The organism is Limnohabitans sp. 2KL-3 (genome assembly GCF_001269405.1).
In the GTDB taxonomy this organism is placed as follows: Bacteria; Pseudomonadota; Gammaproteobacteria; order Burkholderiales; family Burkholderiaceae_C; genus Limnohabitans_A.
In genome coordinates, this window is record NZ_CXON01000002.1 from 356132 (window position 1) to 375775 (window position 19644).

Genomic DNA, 19644 nt, shown 5'->3' on the forward strand with positions numbered 1-19644 from the left:
TTCAACCACCGTTTCCGTTGTGTTTGCGAACCTGATTGCTCATGGTTTCTTATTGTTGATGTCTGTTTCCAAGGTACTGACGCCTCTCAAACGCAGCGCATAACCATCCTTGTGACGCAAATCTGCCCCAGCCAATGCCGTGACAGTTCGGTCATAACGAGATGTCACTTGGGACAAGGTTTTGAAGAAAAGATTCAACCTTGCCACCAACTCCTTCTCCGTACCCCGACCCAGCTCAATGAAAGCCCCGTACTGGGTCAAAACCCGCCAGCCGCCCCTGGGCGTCAGTTCCAGCTGGTCAATTTCCATATCCACTGCTGCGAACTGCGGACGCAAGACATTGAACATGCGTGCGACTGTCATCGATTGAGCGTCCGGTCCCTTCAGTCGAGGCAATTTGTCGACATCCAGGTCCTCAATATTGGCCTCGAACACTTGCCCTTGTTCATTGAGCAAAGTGCTGGTCCCCTCTTCACCCCACAATGCCAAGGCATGGTGCTCTTGCAAAACGGTGCGCAATCGATTTGGGAAATCCCGGTGTACCACCGCCACACGCACCCAAGGGACGGACTGAAAAATGTCCCGTGTTTCATCCAAGTTGATGGTGAAGAAATTCCCTTTCAGTTGCGGCATGACATGGTTCTGCAAGGTCACCGCGTTGTTGCGCGAAACCTCTCCATGAACCGCAATGGCTTGTATCGCAAACATCGGATGCCTGAGCAACCACCACAACCCACTGCCCAACAAAAGGCTCAGCACCACGACCAGCAACAACGCTGAAGCCATGTTCATGAGCCGGATGTCGATGGGCATGGGGGCCGTTTTTTTCATGCCACCCTCTCCTGAGCATCCATGGCCGCATTGGCCAGCAATTGACAGCACAGCGCCTGATAGTCCAGTCCCACAGCTTGCGCCGACATGGGCACCAAAGAATGGCTGGTCATGCCCGGTGAGGTGTTGATTTCCAGCAAATAAGGTTGGCGTGTGCTGGCATCGATCATGACGTCGATGCGGCCCCAGCCTCTGCAACCCAAGACCTGGTAAGCCTTGATCACCAACGCTTCAATCTGGGCTTCTTCCTCAGCAGGCAATCCACTGGGCACAAGATATTGGGTGTCGTCCGTGAAATATTTGTTCTGATAATCGTAATCACCATCAGGTGCCACGATGCGAATCACAGGCAGAGCACGGGCGTTGCGACCTTCGCCCAACACAGGACAAGTGACCTCATCTCCCACGATGCACTGTTCGCAAAGGATGTCTTTGTCGCATGCGGCCGCGGCCAACAAGGCCGCCCGCACTTGGTCAACATGACTGACTTTGCTCACCCCGATGGATGAACCTTCACGCGCCGGTTTGACAATCATGGGCAAACCCAGCTTGGCCACCAAATCTGCCCCCGATGTGAGGTGAACATCGGCTTTGTTCACCAAGACGTAACGCGGCGTGGGCAAGCCCTCGGCCAGCCAGACACGTTTGGTCATGACTTTGTCCATGGCCATGCTGGAGGACATCACGCCTGAGCCGGTATAGGGAATGCCCATCAATTCCAGCGCCCCTTGCACCGTGCCATCTTCACCGTGGCGTCCATGCAGGGCAATAAAACAGCGGTCAAAACCCTCGCGCTTGAGCTCACTCAAATCGCGTTCGGCAGGATCAAACGGCAGAGCATTGACACCAGCGCTCTGCAAAGCGTTCAACACGCCTTGACCCGACATCAATGAAATTTCGCGTTCGGCCGAATTCCCGCCCATCAACACGGCCACTTTGCCCATGTTCAGCGCAGACACATCACCCACTTGCAAGACATGGTCCGTCATGACTTCTCCTTTTTGGACGCGCTGCAAGACGCCCACTCGACCACTTGAGCCGGGACTGCACCAATAGAGCCAGCCCCCATGCAAATGAGCACATCGCCGGGGCGCGCATTGTCCATGACCGCCTGGGGCATGTCGGTGACTTGGTCCACAAAGACGGGTTCGACCTTTCCTGCCACACGCAGTGCCCTGGCCAATGAGCGACCATCGGCCGCCACGATGGGTGCTTCTCCAGCGGCGTACACCTCACAAAGCAAGACGCTGTCGCAACCGTGGCCAATCACTTTGACAAAATCTTCAAAGCAGTCGCGGGTGCGGCTGTATCGGTGGGGCTGGAAGGCCAACACCAACCTGCGACCAGGAAAGGCCCCGCGTGCGGCCGCCAGGGTGGCTGCCATCTCGACAGGGTGATGACCATAATCGTCAATCACGATGAAGTGACCTTGGCCATCGGCCGTGGGCACCTCGCCGTAACGCTGAAAGCGCCGACCCACCCCTTTGAATTGCGTCAATGCACGCTGCACCGCAGCATCATCCACACCCAATTCCACAGCCACCGAAATAGCGGCCAAGGCATTGAGCACGTTGTGCTCACCGGGCAAATTCAGCACGATGGGCAGATCCGGCAAAGTGATGCCGTTTTGCCGCTTGACTGTGAAATGCATCTGGCCGTTTTCGGCCCTCACGTCCACAGCCCGCACTTGCGCACCGGCTTGCAAACCGTATGTGGTCACCGGCCGAGCAATTTGGTCAACAATGGATCGCACGCCTGGATCGTCACTGCAAACAATCGCTGTCCCATAAAAAGGCATGCGGTGCAAGAACTCAACAAAGGCCCCCTTCAAGCGGGCCAGATCGTGGCCGTACGTCTCCATATGGTCAGCGTCAATGTTGGTCACCACCGCCATGACCGGCAGCAGGTTCAAAAATGAGGCATCCGACTCATCGGCTTCCACCACAATGTAGTCACCCGTGCCCAATTTAGCGTTGGTGCCTGCACTGTTGAGGCGCCCGCCAATGACATAAGTGGGGTCCAAGCCTGCCTCGGCCAAGACACTGGCCACCAAGCTGGTGGTGGTGGTTTTGCCGTGTGTACCTGCGATGGCCACCCCTTGCTTCATGCGCATCAATTCGGCCAACATGACTGCACGGGGCACGATGGGCACATGCCGTGCCTTGGCGGCCAATACTTCCGGGTTGTCAGACTTGACAGCCGTCGAGGTGACCACGGCGTCGGCATCGCTCACGTTTTCGGGCGCATGTCCGACATGGGTTTGAATACCCAAACCAGCCAAGCGCCGCAAGGACGCACTGTCGGCCAGATCTGAGCCAGAAATTTGGTAGCCAAGATTGAACAGCACTTCGGCGATGCCGCTCATGCCCGAGCCGCCCAAGCCAATGAAATGAATTTTACGGATGGCGTGTTTCATGCTGCCAACTCCTCACAAGCCATCACAACCTCTCTTGTTGCATTTGTTTTTCTATGGACCCAGGCACTTTCAGCCACATCCTGCAATTGGTCCCGATCCAGAGCTTTCAACCGTTCTGCCAAACTTTCAGCGGTCAATTCAGATTGCGGGATCAACCAACCACCGCCCGATGCCACCAAAAATTGGGCATTGGTGGTTTGATGGTCATCCACCGCAAATGGAAAAGGCACAAACATGGCCGCCACACCTACAGCCGACAATTCGGTCACGGTGCTGGCACCCGCACGGCAGATCACCAAATCGGCCTGAGCAAAGGCTGTGGCCGTGTCGTCAATGAAGGGGGTTAATTCAGCCTGCACACCCGCCGCCTGGTAATTGGCTCGCAAGGCTTCAATTTGTTTGGCACCGCTTTGGTGGACCACTTGTGGACGGCTTTCTGGTGGCAACAAGGCCAAAGCCTTGGGCACCATGTCATTCAAGGCTTTGGCCCCCAAACTGCCCCCCACGACCAGCAAGCGCAAGGGACCTGTGCGGGCGGCGTAGCGTTCAGCGGGCGATGCCTGCTCGGTAAAGGCTCGACGCAGGGGATTTCCCACCCACTGCCCCGTTTTGAAAACACCCGGAAAAGCCGTGAACACCCGATCAGCCAGTTGCGCCAAGACCTTGTTGGCCATGCCCGCCACCGAATTTTGCTCATGCAAAATCAACGGTTTGCCCCACAAGCTGGCCATCATCCCGCCAGGAAATGTGATGTAGCCCCCCAAACCCAACACCACATCGGGTTGGACACGTCGAATCACCTGCACGCTTTGCCAAAATGCCCGCAACAAACGCCAAGGCAAGACCATCAGTGTCTGCAAACCTTTGCCGCGCACGCCCGCAAAATCCACCGATTCGAAAGCAAAACCTCGAGCAGGCACCAAATCGTGCTCCATGCTGTTGGGGGCGCCCAACCAATGCACACGCCAGCCCGCGTCTCGCAGTGCCTGGGCCACGGCCAATCCCGGGAAAATGTGCCCCCCTGTGCCCCCGGCCATGACCAAGGCTGTTTTCGTCTTGGTGTTCATGGTCGCCCTCCACGCATCATTTTTTTGTTTTCAATGTCAATGCGCAAAACGATGGCAATCGCAATCAGATTCATCATGATGGCGGACCCGCCATAGCTCATCAGTGGCAAAGTCAGCCCCTTGGTGGGCAAAGCGCCCAGGTTCACGCCCATGTTGATGAAGGCCTGAAATCCAATCCAGATACCGACCCCTTGCGCCACCAAACCTGAAAACACTTTTTCCAGCGCAATCGCCTGACGCCCAATCACCATGATTCGCCGACTGAGCCACAAGAACAAAAAGATGACCAAGGACACACCGATCAATCCAAACTCTTCACCAATCACAGCCAATAAAAAGTCCGTGTGCGCCTCGGGCAACCAATGCAATTTCTCGACACTCCCGCCCAAACCAACACCCCAAATTTCGCCTCGGCCGATGGCAATCAAGGAGTGCGACAACTGGTAACCTTTGCTCAAAGCATGTTCGGCACTGAAGGGGTCCAGGTAGGCAAAAATTCGCTCTCGACGCCATGGAGACACCGCAATCATGATCACAAAGGCAGAGACCAAAACAGTAAAGATCAGAAAGAACATGCGGGCATTGACGCCACCCAGAAACAAGATGCCCATGGCAATGATGGCGATCACCATGAAAGCCCCCATGTCAGGCTCGGCCAGCAAAAACACCCCAGCCAAAGCCACTGCCGTGCCCATGGGCCATACGGCACGAATAAAGTCTTCCTTCACATCCATTTTGCGGACCATGTAGTCAGCGGCATAGATGATGGTGGCCAACTTCGCCAGCTCCGAGGGCTGGAAATTGATCACGCCAAAGGAAATCCAACGCCTGGCACCATTGACCCCTTTGCCAATAAACGGAATCAACACCAAGGCCAGCAAGAGCAAAGACAGCACAAACAAGGGCTTGGCGACTTTCTCCCAGTTTTGCATGGGCACTTGGAAGGCCAACAAGGCCATGACACAACCGGCCACCATCGAGATGGCATGCCGCACCAAAAAGTGGGTGTGTGTATAACGAGAAAATTTGGGGTTATCCGGCATGGCAATCGATGCCGAATACACCATGACCATGCCCCACATCAGCAAGGCCACCACAACCCCGACCAAGACTTTGTCCACGCCCTGCAAACTGGCTGCTGTGCTGGAGGGTGGGCGGGCAAATTCGTAGCCACCCAAATTGACCGGCAACGCTTGGGCATGGACGGCTCCACCCACAGCACCGCCAAAAACCGCCCCCCAACGTGCCAACGTGGTTTGCATGCGCTGGGCCAAGTTCAAGGTTTCGCTCACAGGCCGCCCTCCATGGACACGCCAGCATCTTGAGCCAAAGCCGCCACAGCTTGGCAAAACACTTCAGCCCGGTGTCCATAGTTGTCGAACATGTCAAAACTGGCGCAGGCGGGCGACATCAGTACAGCATCACCCGAATGTGCCAGGCCAGCCGCTTGCCTCACTGCATCGTGCATGTCCTGCGCATCGCTCAATGGAACACCTGTGCCCAGCAAGGCCTCACGAATGACGGGCGCATCCCGTCCAATCAGAATCACACCCCGGACATACCTTGCGACGGGCGCGGCCAGAGGTGAAAAATCCTGACCCTTGCCCTCCCCCCCCATGATCACCACCACCCTTCGCTCGGCACCCAGGCCTTGCAAAGCGGCGACCGTGGCTCCCACATTGGTGCCCTTGCTGTCATCAAAGTACTCAACGTCGTGGACGATGGCCACCGGCTCTACTCGGTGCGGTTCACCCCGATACTCACGCAGTCCATACAGCATGGGTCCCAAAGCACACCCTGCACTGGACGCCAAGGCCAACGCCGCCAAGGCGTTGACGGCGTTGTGCCGCCCCCGAATGCGCAAGGCATCGGCCGGCATCAAGCGCTGAAAGTGCAACTCTTCGGCTTCGTCTTTGCGGCGGCGACGCGTTTCATCGGCCTCCAGCGCACGAACCAACCAAGTCATGCCATGGGTCACTTCAATGCCGAAGTCTCCCGGCCTTTGAGGCATGTCTGCACCAAAGGTCAAGCAGGCACGCTCCATGGGTTTTTGCAATTTGACCTTGATGGGCGCTGGACGCATGTCCATGACTTGCAAATCATCGCGATTGAGCACCATCAAAGCCTGCTTACCAAAAATTCTGGCTTTGGCTTGGCCATAGGCGGCCATGCTGCCATGCCAGTCCAAATGGTCTTGCGAGAGGTTCAAAACGGTGGCAGCAGTGGGTTCAAAGCCCTCGCTGCTGTCGAGTTGAAAGCTCGACAACTCCAGCACCCAGACTTGCGGCAATGCTTGGGCCATGGGGTGCACCAGCACAGGTGCCATGACCGCAGCTTGGGGGACCGTCAACTCTTCGTCCTCGATCTGGGTGGCGTCTTCCACTTCGCTGGCCTGGGCTTGGGCTGAATTTTCTTCGTTGTCAGTGGCTTGCGCGTCCAAGGGCATGGCACTGTCCAACACCGCAGGGGCCTCGTTGTGCTCTGTGCTGGGTTCGACTGCAGCTTGCAGTGGAATCGCTATCTGTTCTGTGTGCGAAAGCGATGCATCGTCTGCGTTGCTGACCTCGGCATCACGGCTGACCACTTCAGGCTCTGTTTGCTCCAAAACCTCATCCTGCGCCAGCTGGGCCTTGGCTTGGGCCATGGCCTGAGTCAAGGTGTCGAGCAATGTGGGGCCAATGTTGCCTGCCACTTTCACCGTTTTGCCTGCACGCGCAACCAACTGCCCGGTCAACGATGTCACTGTGGTTTTGCCGTTGGTGCCGGTGATGGCCAACACCTGGGGTGCGTAGCCAAATCGGGTTTTCAAGTCTTGCAAGCCTGCTGCAAACAGGCTCAGCTCACCGCCTTGCCACAAGCCCATGGCTTTGGCCGCATCCAGCACCGGGGCCACCACCTCCGGGCTCAGGCCGGGGCTTCGAAAGACAGCTCGCACCGAAGTGCCTTCGACCAATCCCGCGGCAAAAGGCCCTGGAACAAAACGCACATCAGGCCATTCGGCTTGCAAAGCCAGCAACTGGGGTGGCGTGTCACGGGTATCGGCCACGGTGACACTGGCCCCGGCATGCGCGCACCAACGGGCCATTGCCAGGCCCGAAGCACCCAAACCAAGAATCAGAACGTGTTGACCCTGAAGCTGCATGGCTTACCTCAGCTTCAGGGTTGACAAACCCACCAGGCACAGCAGCATGGTGATGATCCAGAACCGCACCACCACCTGCGTTTCTTTCCAGCCGCTTTTTTCGAAATGGTGGTGCAAAGGGGCCATTTTCAGAATGCGTCGACCTTGGCCGTATTTCTTTTTGGTGTATTTGAACCAAGCCACTTGGGCCATGACCGACAAAGCTTCGACCACAAAAATACCGCCCATGATGGCCAGCACGATTTCCTGTCGCACGATGACCGCGATGGTGCCCAACGCAGCCCCCAAGGCCAAAGCCCCCACATCACCCATGAAAACCTGCGCTGGATGCGTGTTGAACCACAAGAACGCCAAACCGGCACCCGCCATGGCTGCGCAAAATATCATCAACTCGCCCGAACCTGGGATGTGTGGCAAAAACAGGTATTTGGAATAAACCGAGCTGCCCGTCACATAAGCAAACACACCCAAAGCGGAACCAACCATCACCACAGGCATGATCGCCAAACCATCCAAGCCATCGGTGAGGTTGACCGCGTTGCTGGCGCCCACAATGACCAAATAGGTCATGACCACAAAGCCCAACACGCCCAAGGGGTAGTTGATTTCTTTGAAAAACGGCACCTGCAGACCGGCCTTGGGCGGCAAGTTCACATCAAAGCCCGACAAAACCCATTTGCCAAACAAATCCAACACACGCATGTTGGACACTTCTGAAATGCTGAACACCAAATACAGCGCCGCCAGCAAGCCCACCACCGATTGCCAGAAGTACTTTTCACGCGAGCGCATGCCCTCAGGATCTTTGTTGACGACCTTGCGCCAGTCATCCACCCAACCAATGGCACCAAAACCCAGGGTGACAATCAACACAATCCAGACAAATCGGTTGGACAGGTCAAACCACAACAAGGTGGAAACTGCAATGGACAACAGAATCAGCACCCCCCCCATGGTGGGCGTGCCACTTTTGGACAGGTGAGACTCCATGCCATAGCCTCGGATAGGCTGGCCAATTTTGAGAGATGTCAGGCGACGAATCACCCACGGCCCTGCGGCCAAACCAATCAACAAGGCGGTCATCGCGGCCATCACGGCACGGAAGGTGATGTATTGAAAAACGCGCAAAAAGCCCCACTCGGGTGACAAACTTTGCAACCATTGGGCCAAACTAAGCAGCATGGGCCTCCCCTTTTTGATCGTGATGTGCTGTGCGCTGGTCATCGCCCCGTGACAGAAGGGCTTGAACCACGCGCTCCATCTTCATGAAGCGCGAGCCTTTGACCAGAACACTTTGAAATTGATGCATGTTGTGCAACACAAGGGCCAACAACTGGTCCATGCTGGCGCAATGATGGGCCGCTCCAAATGCGCGAGCGGCATGCTCGGACAAGTCGCCCAAGGTGTAAAAAACTTCGATGCCGCGCTCGGCTGCATAGCGGCCGACTTCGGCATGAAACTCGGCCCCCTGATCACCCACTTCACCCATGTCACCCAATACCAACAAACGGGGTGCGGGCAACTCGGCCAGCACATCAATGGCTGCACGCACAGAGTCAGGGTTGGCGTTGTAGGTGTCATCCACCAAGGTGATGCTGCCCAATGGGCTTGGCACAACCCATGCCCGTGAACGGCCTTTCACGGGCTCAAATGCTTGCAAACCTTGCACCACAGTGGCCAACGGCACGCCCGCTGCCAGTGCGCATGCACTTGCAGCCAATGCATTTTTGACGTTATGACGGCCTGCAATGTGCAGCAAAACAGGGGCCGTCCCCTGAGGCGTGACCAACGCGAATTGCCAAGCATCGGATTGCCAAACCACGTCATCAGCACAGACATCCGCCCGTGAATGGGCAACTTGAGCGGTTGGGATGCCACCCGTTGGCATGGCAAAGGTGCGTTGGGCACGCGCACCCGACAGCGCTTGCCACACGGGCGTGAAGGTTTCGTCTGCAGGGTAAATGGCCACACCACTGGAAGGCAAGGCATGCAACACCGCACCATTTTCGTGGGCCACAGCTTCGACGGTGCCCATGAACTCTTGGTGTTCACGTTGTGCGTTGTTGACCAAAGCCACGTTGGCTTGGGCCAAACGAGCCAAATAGGCAATCTCGCCCGGATGGTTCATGCCCAATTCGACCACGGCAACGGTGTGGTGGGCGCGCAGATTGAGCAAGGTCAGTGGCACGCCAATGTCATTGTTCAGGTTGCCCTGAGTGGACAAGGCCTGTTCACCTGCGTGCTCGCGCAAGATGGACGCAATCATTTGAGTGACGGTGGTTTTGCCATTGCTGCCCGTCACCGCAATCAGGGGCAGATTGAACTGCGAGCGCCAGCCTTGAGCCAGTTCACCCAAGGCGATGCGGGCGTCAGGGACAATCAAAGCGGGCAAGCCATGATGGATGGCCAAATCTTGACCCGAGGGTTCACACACCACGCCCACGGCTCCTTGCGCTTTGGCTTGGCCGATGAACTGATGGCCATCAAAGCGCTCACCTCTCAGGGCCACAAACAAATCACCCGATTGCAAACTGCGGCTGTCGGTGTGCACGCGATCGGCCAGCACGGACGTCAAACCCACACCCTGTGCATGGCTGAGCCAGAGCAAGGCTTGGTTGAGATTCAACTTCATGGGGGTGTGATGCGCCATCATTGCACCCCCCCATCAAGGCATGCAAAGCGCAGTTTCAATGCCGACACAACTTGCGACTCGTCTGAATAGGAATGGAAAACACCCATGATTTCTTGCGTGGTCTCGTGGCCTTTGCCGGCCACCAACACCACATCTTTGACATCGACCAAAGCAAGCACCTCACTCACAGCCCTCGCACGGTCAAGTTGAACGCGCACGAGATCTGGCCGAATCAGACCGGCGATCATGTCATTCACAATGGCCTCGGGTGATTCAGAACGAGGGTTGTCGCTGGTGAGCATCAGTTGATCGGCAGCGGCCTGTGCAGCAGCAGCCATTTGTGGCCGTTTGCTCGCATCACGGTCGCCACCACAACCCAAAACACACCACAGCTGCCCCCCTCTGGCCGAGGCCACAGAGCGCAAAGCAAGCAAAGCATGTGACACCGCATCAGGGGTGTGGGCGTAGTCAATCACCACCATGGGAAGCTGTTGCTGATCACCGATGGCGGGATCCAAGGACGGATCCAAGGTCACCGCTTGCATGCGTCCTGGCACCGAAGTCAGGTGGCGACAGGCTTGTACGGCTTGCGCCAAGCCAATGCCCAATGCCCTCATGGCACCCAGAACGCCCAACAAGTTGTCGATGTTGTAGTCGCCCAGCAAACCCGTGTGCAAGGTCTGAACTTCATGACCCTCATGCACTTCAAAGGCGATACCTTGTGGGTGAGGCAATGCCACCGCTTGCAAACGTGCGGGGCCACGGCGTGAACAGGTCCAGACAGACAAATCCGTGTTTTCCAGTTGACGCGCCAATGCAGCACCTTGTGCATCATCCATGTTGATGACAGCCGAATGCAGGCCCGGCCAAGCAAACAAGGCGGCTTTGGCCGCCCAATAATGGGACATGTCCCCGTGGTAGTCGAGGTGGTCTTGGGTGAAATTGGTGAAAACCGCAACACCCATGCGGGTGCCGTCGAGTCGATGCTCGGCCAAACCAATCGAGGACGCCTCGATGGCGCAATGGCGCACACCGTCATCAACAAACGCACGGAACTGGCGCTGCAGCAGCACCGGGTCAGGGGTGGTCATGCCGGTGCTGTGCAAATACGGCAATTGACCCACGCCCAAAGTTCCCACCAAACCACAGGTTTGCTGCAACACCGGTGATGACAGCGCCTGTGCCAACCACCGAGCCGTCGAAGTCTTGCCATTGGTACCCGTGACGGCCAGCACACTCAGCGCTTGACTGGGGTGTTGGTAATAGGCATCGGCCACCCAACCCGTCTGGGCTTTCAGACCTGGCATGACAGCCAAGGCCGAATGCCATTCAGGCGACACAGCCTCAAGCCAAGGCTCATGGTCCTGGGCCTCCATCAAACACGCGCTCGCGCCTTGTTGCAAGGCTTGCATCAAATACCTGCGCCCATCGGTGGCAGCGCCTGGCCAAGCAATGAATGCATCGCCAGGCCCAACCATGCGGCTATCGGTGCGCAAAATACCGCTCACTCGGCTGCTCAACCATTGAGCGGCCTCGGTTGCTGTGTGCAAGGTGTGAATCAAAATGACTCCTCCACCGACTTGGCCACAATTTGTGGTTTCACGGCAATATCGGGTTGCACCCCCATCAAGCGCAAGGTTTGTTGAACTGTCTGACTGAACACCGGAGCGGCCACATCACCGCCGTAATAACGACCATTGCTGGGTTCATCGATCATCACGGCCACAATGATCCGGGGAGCCTCAATGGGCGCCATGCCGACAAAAAACCCCCGGTACTTTTTGCCTGCGTACCCTTTGCCCTCTTGCTTGTGAGCGGTGCCGGTTTTGCCCCCCACGGAATAACCCATGGTTTGTGCTTTTTGGGCCGTTCCGCCTGGGCCTGCAGCCATTTGCAGCATCTTGCGCATGGCCTTGGCGTTTTGAACGCTGAGCACCCGCTCACCGTGAACCTGCCCATCGGTCTTGAGCAAGGTAGCAGGCACCACTTCACCATCTCGCGCGAACACGGTGTAGGCACGGGCCACTTGAAACAAGCTGCCGGATATGCCGTACCCATAGCTCATGGTCGCCTGCTCAATCGGACGCCATGATTTGTAGGGCCGCAAACGCCCACTCACCACACCAGGAAAGGGCAGCTGGGGTTTTTGACCAAAACCCACTTGTGCAAACATTTCCCACATTTCTCGCGGCTGCAACTGCATGGCCATTTTGACAGTGCCCACGTTGCTGGATTTCTGAATGACCTCGTTGACGGAAAGCAATCCGTGCGGGTGGGCATCCGAAATGGTGGACCCGGTGATGTTGATCCGACCGGGTGCAGTCTGAATCATGGTTTCAGGTTTGACCAAACCTTTTTCAAGGGCCAAAGCCACTGCAAACGGTTTCATGGTCGAGCCCGGCTCAAAGGTGTCGGTTAAAGCCCGGTTACGCAACTGCTCCCCGCCCAGATTGCCCCGCTTGTCTGGCGAGTAACTGGGGTAATTGGCCAAAGCCAGGATTTCGCCCGTTTGGGCATCCAGCACCACCACACTGCCCGCTTTGGCTTTGTGCTCCAGCACCGCTTCACGCAATTTTTGATAAGCATAAAACTGGACTTTGCTGTCAATGCTCAGTTGCAGGTCTTGACCATCTTCGGGGGGCACCGTTTCACCCACGGCTTCCACCACGCGGCCCAATCTGTCCTTGATCACGCGACGCGAACCCGACTTGCCAGACAGCTGCTTTTGGAACACCAGCTCCACGCCCTCTTGGCCTTGGTCTTCCACATTGGTAAATCCCACAATGTGTGCTGCCGCCTCACCCTCAGGGTAGAGCCGCTTGTATTCCTTGATGTCGTAAACACCTTTGATGCCGAGCGCCAAAATTTCTTTGACCACAGGCTCATCGAGCTGGCGACGCAACCACACAAACGTCTTTTCGTCGTCATGCAACTTCTTGTCCAACTCGGCAGGCGTCATCTCCAGCAGTTTGGCCAATCGGCGCAACTTGACCGGGTCTGCCCGATCTATGTCTTCGGGATTGGCCCAGATGCTGGGGGCGGGCACGCTGGATGCCAGCAACACACCATTGCGATCGAGGATGCGCCCCCGATTGGCAGCCAAACTGAGTGTTCGCGCAAAACGCACCTCACCTTGGCGTATAAAAAAATCATTTTCAATGACCTGCACATGAGCAGCCCGCCCCACCAGACCTGTGAAGCCCAAAGCCATGGCCGCCACAATCAGTTTGCTGCGCCAAACGGGTGTTTTGCTGGCCAGCAAAGGACTGGACGACAGCTGCACGCTGCGACCACGGCTCATGGGCGACCCCCCTGCGCAGTGGGAGCTGGGCCCTGCCCCCCCATCATGACGTACTGGGTGATGGCGGGTGAGGCCGTGCGCATTTGCAACTGCTGCCGTGCAATTTGCTCCACACGCAAGGGCGTGGCTTGTGCTCGTTGTTCGACCTGCAAACGGTCATGTTCAACTGCAAAGCGCTTGGCTTCCTTGCGTGCCATCTCCAAGGCCATGAACAGACGTCGGGACTCGTAATGGCTGTGCACCAAATACAACGCACTGGCCACCGTGGCGATCAACAAGAAAAGGCTCAGGCGAGTCATGCAGGCACCTCGGTCCGCTCGGCCATGCGCATGATGGCACTGCGGGAGCGGGGATTGGCTTTCACCTCATCGTCGCTGGGGCGAATCCGCCCGCAGGTCTTCAAACGCATCTTCACAGGCTCAGCAAACGGCACACGCCGATCCACCACTTCCTTGGAATGCTTGGCCATGAACTGTTTGACGATCCGATCTTCCAGCGAATGGAAACTGATGACCACCAAACGCCCACCGGGTGCGAGCACATGAATGCTGGCCGCTAGCGCTTGTTCGAGCTCTTCAAGCTCTGCGTTGATGAAAATCCGAAAAGCCTGAAATGTCCGCGTTGCAGGGTTCTGGCCCGGCTCGCGGGTTTTGACCGTGTCAGCCACGAGCTGGGCCAAATCGGCGGTGGTTGAAATTGGGCCCCGCTCTTGTCGGCGAGCCACAAGCGCCTTTGCAATCTGAAAAGCAAACCGTTCTTCGCCATAGTCACGTATCACCTCCGTGATTTGATCCACCGTGGCTGTTGCCAGCCATTCGGCCACACTTTCCCCGCGCGTGGTGTCCATGCGCATGTCCAGCGGGCCATCGAAACGAAAAGAAAAACCCCTCTCGGGGCTGTCGATCTGGGGGGAGCTGATGCCCAAGTCCATCAGCACGCCATCGACACTGCCAGGCGGCAAGTCCCCCAAATGAGAAAAACCTTCATGGCGGATGGAAAACCGCTCATCGTTGATTCGCTCAGCCTCTGCAATGGCCTCCAAGTCTTTATCGAAGGCTTGAAGCCGCCCTTGACTGGCGAGCTTGGACAAGATCAAACGGGAATGGCCGCCTCGCCCAAAAGTGGCATCGACGTAAGAGCCTTGCACGCCTGCGGAGGCCTCCAGCAATTCGCTGACAGCCTCGTTCAAAAGGACGGTGGTGTGGGTAAGTAAGGTGTTGGTCATGGTGGTCAGAAAGAAAAGTCCTTGAACACCTCGGGCATTTCACCCTGCATGGCCTGCGCCTCTTGTGCCTCGTACGTGGTTTTATCCCACAGCTCAAAGTGATGACCCATACCCAAAAGCATGCTGTCCCGGCTAATCCCAGCAGCCTGGCGCAACTCGGGGGAGATCAGCACACGTCCAGTGCCATCCATCTCGACATCCATGGCATTGCCCAAAAAAATCCGCTTCCACCATTGCGCAGACATGGGCAATTGGGCAATGCGTTCGCGAAACTTCTCCCACTCGGGTCTGGGAAACAACATCAAGCAACCATGGGGGTGCTTGGTGATGGTCAATTGGCCTTGCGCAGTGGCGCTCAAGACGTCACGGTGCCGGGTCGGCACAGACAACCGCCCTTTGGCATCCAGACTCAGCGATGAAGCCCCTTGAAACACTGCAAAGACCCTTTTTTCAGTCACAAACGGCAACGTCGGGCACTTTTACCCACTTAATTGCACTTTTTTGCACTGTATCAGGAAACCGCCGATTCCGGAATGGTATAGATCGATTTTTTTCAATGAAATCAACAGCTTAGCCGCGATTTTAAAACCATGAAGTTGATAAATTTCTTTGTAAATTAGAGACTTAGCAGAGTCACTGAAAGTAACCTCTCAACTAATAAAAAATCAAAAAACACAAGTCAAAAAGGTTTTTAAGTTCTTGGCAAAAATACAACTTATGAATCTTTAAATGTAAAAAAACCCCTAGAAGGGGTTTTTGGTTTTAAGCTGGAAAACAACTTAATCGCCAAACATTTTTTGCTTGAGCTCTCGCCGCTGTTGAGCCTCTAGCGACAAAGTGGCCGTTGGCCTGGCCAACAAGCGCCCCACGCCAATGGATTCTCCGGTTTCGTCGCAAAAACCGTAATCTCCGGCATCGATGCGGACAATGGATTGCTCGATTTTTTTGAGCAACTTGCGCTCGCGATCCCGGGTGCGCAGCTCAAGGGCATGCTCTTCTTCAATGGTGGCACGGTCTGCAGGATCGGGCACCACCACAGTGTCTTCTCGCAAATGCTCGGTGGTTTGCCCAGCACTGTTGAGGATGTCTTGTTTGAGACGCGTCAACTTGAGTCTGAAAAACGCCATCTGCGTGTCGTTCATGTACTCATCGTCCGACATGGCCAGAATTTCGGCATCGGTCAACTCCTCAGCCTTCTTTGTTTTCCAGTTGTTGGCCAGTTTGGGGTCTTTCTTGACAGGCACATAAGTGACCGCGGGTGCAGGTGACGATGTGCTGGGCAAAAAGCTCGATTTGGCAGCTGTTGAGGCCACGGCGGGTGGCAAAGAAGGCACAGTGATTTGTGCCAAACGTGCAGAAGGCCGGGTGGCGCGTACCAATTGATCGGGGGCGGCCACGGCGGCTGCTTCCACAGCTTCCGAGGATGTGTTGGTGGTTTCCACTGATGAGACGTTCATAGATTTCGCTGGAGATGCTGCTGCAACTTCTTTTTTGGCAGACGTTGCTTTGACGGTCTTGGCCGTCACAGGGGGAGTCGCTGGGGTTGGAGAAACCGGCTGCTGGGCAGCAGGACTTGCTGCCTTGACTTTGACCGGCACGGTTTTCTTGGCCGCCGTCACAGGAGGTGTGGACGCAGGTGGGGCCGCGGCATTGGCGTTAGCCTTTTGGGCAGACGCCACTTTCTTGGCAGGTGTTTTGGGGGAGTCGGACTGAGAGACCTGCACATTCGGAGCAGATTCTTTGCCCTTGGCTTGAGCCTTTGTCGCCGCCTTCTCTGCCGATGGATCGGTTTTTGTTGATTTCGAGGTCTTCACGTCTTGTCTCCTAGCCGTGTAAAAAGGCATTTTGATCACGACGTACCAAGAGGCAAGTCGTGAACAAATCATGTTCTCCCAAACCCTTGTTATAGACCTTGTGGGGCTTAGCAACGCCGCCAAAAGGCAGTGCCGTAGGCGGGCGATTGTAGCGACAAGAAGCTAAGAAATATGACAGGTCACGGATTAATGGCAAGTTCGTGCAAAAAGCCCGACCAGGCAAACAATCCTCGATCCCCTTACACCAAAGATTGCTCCAGGCCCTGCAACAAAATATCTTTGGGTAAATCGATGCCAATGAACACCATTTTGCTCATTTTCACCTCACCCTCAGCCCACATTGGGCCCAGATCGCTGCCCATGAGCTGGTGCACACCCTGAAAAATGACTTTGCGTTCAGTACCACGCATGTTGAGCACACCTTTGTAACGCAGCATGCGTGGCCCATAAATGTTGACAATGGCACCCAGAAAGTCTTCGAGCTTGGCCGGATCAAATGCGCGTTCCGACCTGAACACAAAACTCTTCACATCGTCATCGTGATGATGGTGGTGTCCGTGACCCTGGCTGTGTTCGTGGTCATGTGAAGGGTGATCACAGTGCTCAGTGTGTACATGGTCATGACCGTCTTCGCTGAGAAAATCAGGGTCGATGTCCAGCTTGGCGTTCAGATTGAAGCCTTTGAGGTCAAACACTTCCTTCAAGGCCACTTCGCCAAAGTGAACCACTTTTTGCGGCGCACGCGGGTTCATGTGTTTGAGGCGGTGCTGCAAGGCATCCAACTCTTGGGGGGACACCAAGTCAGCCTTGCTGATGAAAATCTGGTCGGCAAAACCCACCTGTCGGCGAGCTTCCTGGCGGTCATTGAGTTGCTGGGCCGCATGCTTGGCATCGACCAGCGTCAGAATCGAATCCAATAAAAAAGTCTCTGCAATCTCATCGTCCATGAAAAACGTCTGTGCCACTGGGCCTGGGTCGGCCAAACCTGTGGTCTCGATGACGATGCGCTCAAAGCTGAGCAAACCTTTGCGGCGCTTGGCGGCCAACAGTTGCAGCGTGGCACGCAGGTCTTCCCGAATGGTGCAGCAAATGCAACCGTTGCTCATCTGAATGATTTGCTCTTCGGTCTCGGACACCAGGATGTCGTTGTCGATGTTTTCTTCACCAAACTCGTTTTCGATGACGGCAATCTTCTGGCCGTGGGCTTCGGTGAGCACACGCTTGAGCAGCGTCGTTTTGCCCGAGCCCAAAAAGCCAGTCAGGATGGTCGCAGGAATCAAGGCCATGAAATGCTCCACAAAAAAGTCAACAACAAGAGTTGGGGAGTGTAGCGACCATTACAAGGCGAATGCGCGCCAGGGGACTTGCACTGACCTGCGCATGCGGACTCGCTCAAATGGCTCCTTGAAGCCGTCCATTCAGGGCTCTATTGGCGTTTGGCCCGGGGATGCGCCGCATCGTAGACTTGGGCCAAGTGTTGAAAATCCAACCGTGTATACACCTGCGTGCTGCTGATGCTGGCGTGACCCAAAAGTTCTTGCACAGCACGCAGATCACCGCTGGACTGCAATAAATGGCTGGCAAACGAGTGGCGCAGCATGTGCGGATGCACCGGCGTGGACAAACCCGCCAACTGGCTGCGTCGCTTGAGGCGCTGCTCGACCGAGCGGACAGTCAAACGCGTGCCATGTCGCCCCGGAAAAAGTGCCAGTGCTGTGGACGAGGCGCCTGGCGTGGGCTGCATCAACATCCCAGGAACCTGATTGCGCAAAGGCAACCAATGCGCCAAGGCTTGCAAAGCTGCCTGCCCCAGAGGCACGCTGCGGCGCTTGCCCCCTTTGCCGTGCACTTGAACCTCTGCTTGGGGCACATCGATCCAGCCGCGTCCAGCGCGAGCCGCCTCGGTGCTGGGCACAACGTCCAAACCCGTCAACTCAGACACACGCAAACCACTGCCATACAGCAGCTCCACCATGGCCGCATCGCGCGCTTCAAGCCAGGGATCGTCATCGTGTTCCAAGTGCTCGGCCAGTTGCACGGCTTCATCGACCCCCAGAGCTTTGGGCAAAGGCTTGCCCCCCCGGGGTGCACGCACATCCACCACTGGGTTATGGGTCATCAGACCCTCCCGTCCCAACCAAACGTAAAAACCACGCCAAGCGGACAAAATGAGTGCCAGGCCCCGCCCACTGCGACCAGCGCTGTGCATGTGCGCCACCCAGCGGCGGACATGCCCAGTCTGCACCTGCAGCAAAGTCAGCTTTGCCGCTTGGGCCAAGTCGAGCAAACGCATCAGGTCCAGACGGTACAAGGTGCAGGTGCGTTCGGCCAGACGTTTTTCAAAACGCACATGCTCCAGATAGCGCGTTACCAAGGGATCCATCAAGGGGCCAGCGCTGTGCACCTCTAAATCGCTCACCCCCGGCCTTGCCACCCATGGCAAAGATACGTCCCCCACCTGACACGGCGTGTCGGGCTCAAGCGCTTGGGGCACAGGTTTGACCACAAAAAATTCTCAGGTTTTGCTTCGCAACATGGACAAAGCGGCACCGGCCAGCTCAGCCAAGCGCTCCAGCAAATCGGTGCCCATCTGGCTGTTGAAGCGCTGCGGATCGGGCGAGGCCAAGACCAGCAAACCAAATGAGGCCTGTCCAGGAGCCGATCGCAAGGCCAGCAGTGCCAACGAAGCTGCCTGTGCCGGCTCGGCCAGCCACTGCACGGCTTCAAAACCGGTGTTGGGGCCTAAATAAGGACTGTCCAGGGAAGAGGCCAAATCTTGTGTGGCATCCGTCACACCTTGGGCAAAATCCGACCGCGCATGGGTCGCATCCAATGACCACAAGCGCAAAGCCACTTGGGGAACCTGAAACAACTCACGGATATTGTCCACGGTCGATTCGGCCAGCTGCTCTGGTGGCGTGACGAGCAACTCACATGACCAGCGGTGCAACTTGTCAGTCAACACCATGTTTTCGTTGCTGTGACGGATCATGTCCATGATCCGATGCTCCAAGACCTTGATCTTGTCACGCAGCATCTGCGCCTGGCGTTCTTGCAGGCTCACGGCACGGTGGCTTTGCGGGTGCGTCAGTTGCACAGCAGCGAGCAAAGAAGCATGTCGCTCAAAAAAGTCTGGCGTGTTGACCAGGTAGTTGGCGATGTCGTCCTCGGTGATCGGGCTCATGGGCTCGGGCTTGTTCATGTCTTATTCCAGAT

Annotated in this window: 17 protein-coding genes; all 17 read right to left on the minus strand. The window is 56.4% G+C overall.

Translation table 11 applies throughout. The features are described from left to right. Window positions 1–39 precede the first annotated feature (39 nt). On the minus strand, window positions 40–831 hold the full coding sequence (locus AMM41_RS04040; RefSeq protein WP_089953239.1) for a cell division protein FtsQ/DivIB: 792 nt from the start codon (window positions 829–831) through the stop codon (window positions 40–42). Next, window positions 828–1820 carry a D-alanine--D-alanine ligase gene (locus AMM41_RS04045; protein WP_089953241.1) on the minus strand — a complete coding sequence of 331 codons (993 nt, stop codon included), beginning with the start codon at window positions 1818–1820 and terminating at the stop codon, window positions 828–830. Before AMM41_RS04045 ends, AMM41_RS04040 begins: the two co-directional genes overlap by 4 nt. Beyond that, the gene (murC, locus tag AMM41_RS04050; protein ID WP_089953243.1) at window positions 1817–3247 is read right to left on the minus strand and encodes a UDP-N-acetylmuramate--L-alanine ligase; all 1431 of its coding nucleotides are present in this window, start codon (window positions 3245–3247) and stop codon (window positions 1817–1819) included. The genes AMM41_RS04045 and murC overlap by 4 nt, the downstream gene beginning before the upstream one ends. Beyond that, window positions 3244–4314, minus strand: a complete 1071-nt coding sequence (gene murG, locus AMM41_RS04055; RefSeq protein ID WP_089953245.1) for an undecaprenyldiphospho-muramoylpentapeptide beta-N-acetylglucosaminyltransferase — start codon at window positions 4312–4314, stop codon at window positions 3244–3246. The genes murC and murG overlap by 4 nt, the downstream gene beginning before the upstream one ends. Continuing rightward, entirely contained in the window at window positions 4311–5606 is a 1296-nt protein-coding gene (ftsW, locus tag AMM41_RS04060) for a putative lipid II flippase FtsW (protein ID WP_228769084.1), read from the minus strand. Before ftsW ends, murG begins: the two co-directional genes overlap by 4 nt. Further along, entirely contained in the window at window positions 5603–7456 is a 1854-nt protein-coding gene (murD, locus tag AMM41_RS04065) for a UDP-N-acetylmuramoyl-L-alanine--D-glutamate ligase (protein ID WP_089953247.1), read from the minus strand. The genes ftsW and murD overlap by 4 nt, the downstream gene beginning before the upstream one ends. Window positions 7457–7459: 3 nt before the next feature. Then, window positions 7460–8638, minus strand: coding sequence for a phospho-N-acetylmuramoyl-pentapeptide-transferase (gene mraY / locus AMM41_RS04070; protein ID WP_089953694.1), 1179 nt, complete (start codon window positions 8636–8638; stop codon window positions 7460–7462). Further along, entirely contained in the window at window positions 8628–10088 is a 1461-nt protein-coding gene (murF, locus tag AMM41_RS04075) for a UDP-N-acetylmuramoyl-tripeptide--D-alanyl-D-alanine ligase (protein ID WP_228769085.1), read from the minus strand. Before murF ends, mraY begins: the two co-directional genes overlap by 11 nt. 17 nt (window positions 10089–10105) lie before the next feature. Beyond that, window positions 10106–11647, minus strand: a complete 1542-nt coding sequence (locus AMM41_RS04080) for a UDP-N-acetylmuramoyl-L-alanyl-D-glutamate--2,6-diaminopimelate ligase (RefSeq protein WP_089953700.1) — start codon at window positions 11645–11647, stop codon at window positions 10106–10108. Continuing rightward, window positions 11647–13389, minus strand: a complete 1743-nt coding sequence (locus tag AMM41_RS04085) for a peptidoglycan D,D-transpeptidase FtsI family protein (RefSeq protein WP_089953249.1) — start codon at window positions 13387–13389, stop codon at window positions 11647–11649. Before AMM41_RS04085 ends, AMM41_RS04080 begins: the two co-directional genes overlap by 1 nt. Continuing rightward, window positions 13386–13688, minus strand: a complete 303-nt coding sequence (ftsL, locus tag AMM41_RS04090; RefSeq protein ID WP_089953252.1) for a cell division protein FtsL — start codon at window positions 13686–13688, stop codon at window positions 13386–13388. The genes AMM41_RS04085 and ftsL overlap by 4 nt, the downstream gene beginning before the upstream one ends. Then, window positions 13685–14614 (minus strand): 16S rRNA (cytosine(1402)-N(4))-methyltransferase RsmH, encoded by a 930-nt coding sequence (gene rsmH, locus AMM41_RS04095; RefSeq protein WP_089953254.1) that lies wholly within the window; start codon window positions 14612–14614, stop codon window positions 13685–13687. The genes ftsL and rsmH overlap by 4 nt, the downstream gene beginning before the upstream one ends. A 5-nt stretch (window positions 14615–14619) precedes the next feature. Further along, window positions 14620–15048 carry a division/cell wall cluster transcriptional repressor MraZ gene (gene mraZ / locus AMM41_RS04100; RefSeq protein ID WP_089953256.1) on the minus strand — a complete coding sequence of 143 codons (429 nt, stop codon included), beginning with the start codon at window positions 15046–15048 and terminating at the stop codon, window positions 14620–14622. A gap of 345 nt (window positions 15049–15393) precedes the next feature. Continuing rightward, the gene (dksA, locus tag AMM41_RS04105) at window positions 15394–16140 is read right to left on the minus strand and encodes an RNA polymerase-binding protein DksA (RefSeq protein ID WP_228769097.1); all 747 of its coding nucleotides are present in this window, start codon (window positions 16138–16140) and stop codon (window positions 15394–15396) included. A gap of 527 nt (window positions 16141–16667) precedes the next feature. Continuing rightward, window positions 16668–17714, minus strand: coding sequence for a CobW family GTP-binding protein (locus tag AMM41_RS04115; RefSeq protein WP_089953262.1), 1047 nt, complete (start codon window positions 17712–17714; stop codon window positions 16668–16670). A 140-nt stretch (window positions 17715–17854) separates the two neighbouring features. After that, the gene (locus AMM41_RS04120) at window positions 17855–18811 is read right to left on the minus strand and encodes a tyrosine-type recombinase/integrase (protein ID WP_089953263.1); all 957 of its coding nucleotides are present in this window, start codon (window positions 18809–18811) and stop codon (window positions 17855–17857) included. 132 nt (window positions 18812–18943) lie between these two features. Beyond that, window positions 18944–19630, minus strand: coding sequence for a DUF484 family protein (locus AMM41_RS04125; protein WP_089953265.1), 687 nt, complete (start codon window positions 19628–19630; stop codon window positions 18944–18946). Window positions 19631–19644: the final 14 nt, after the last annotated feature.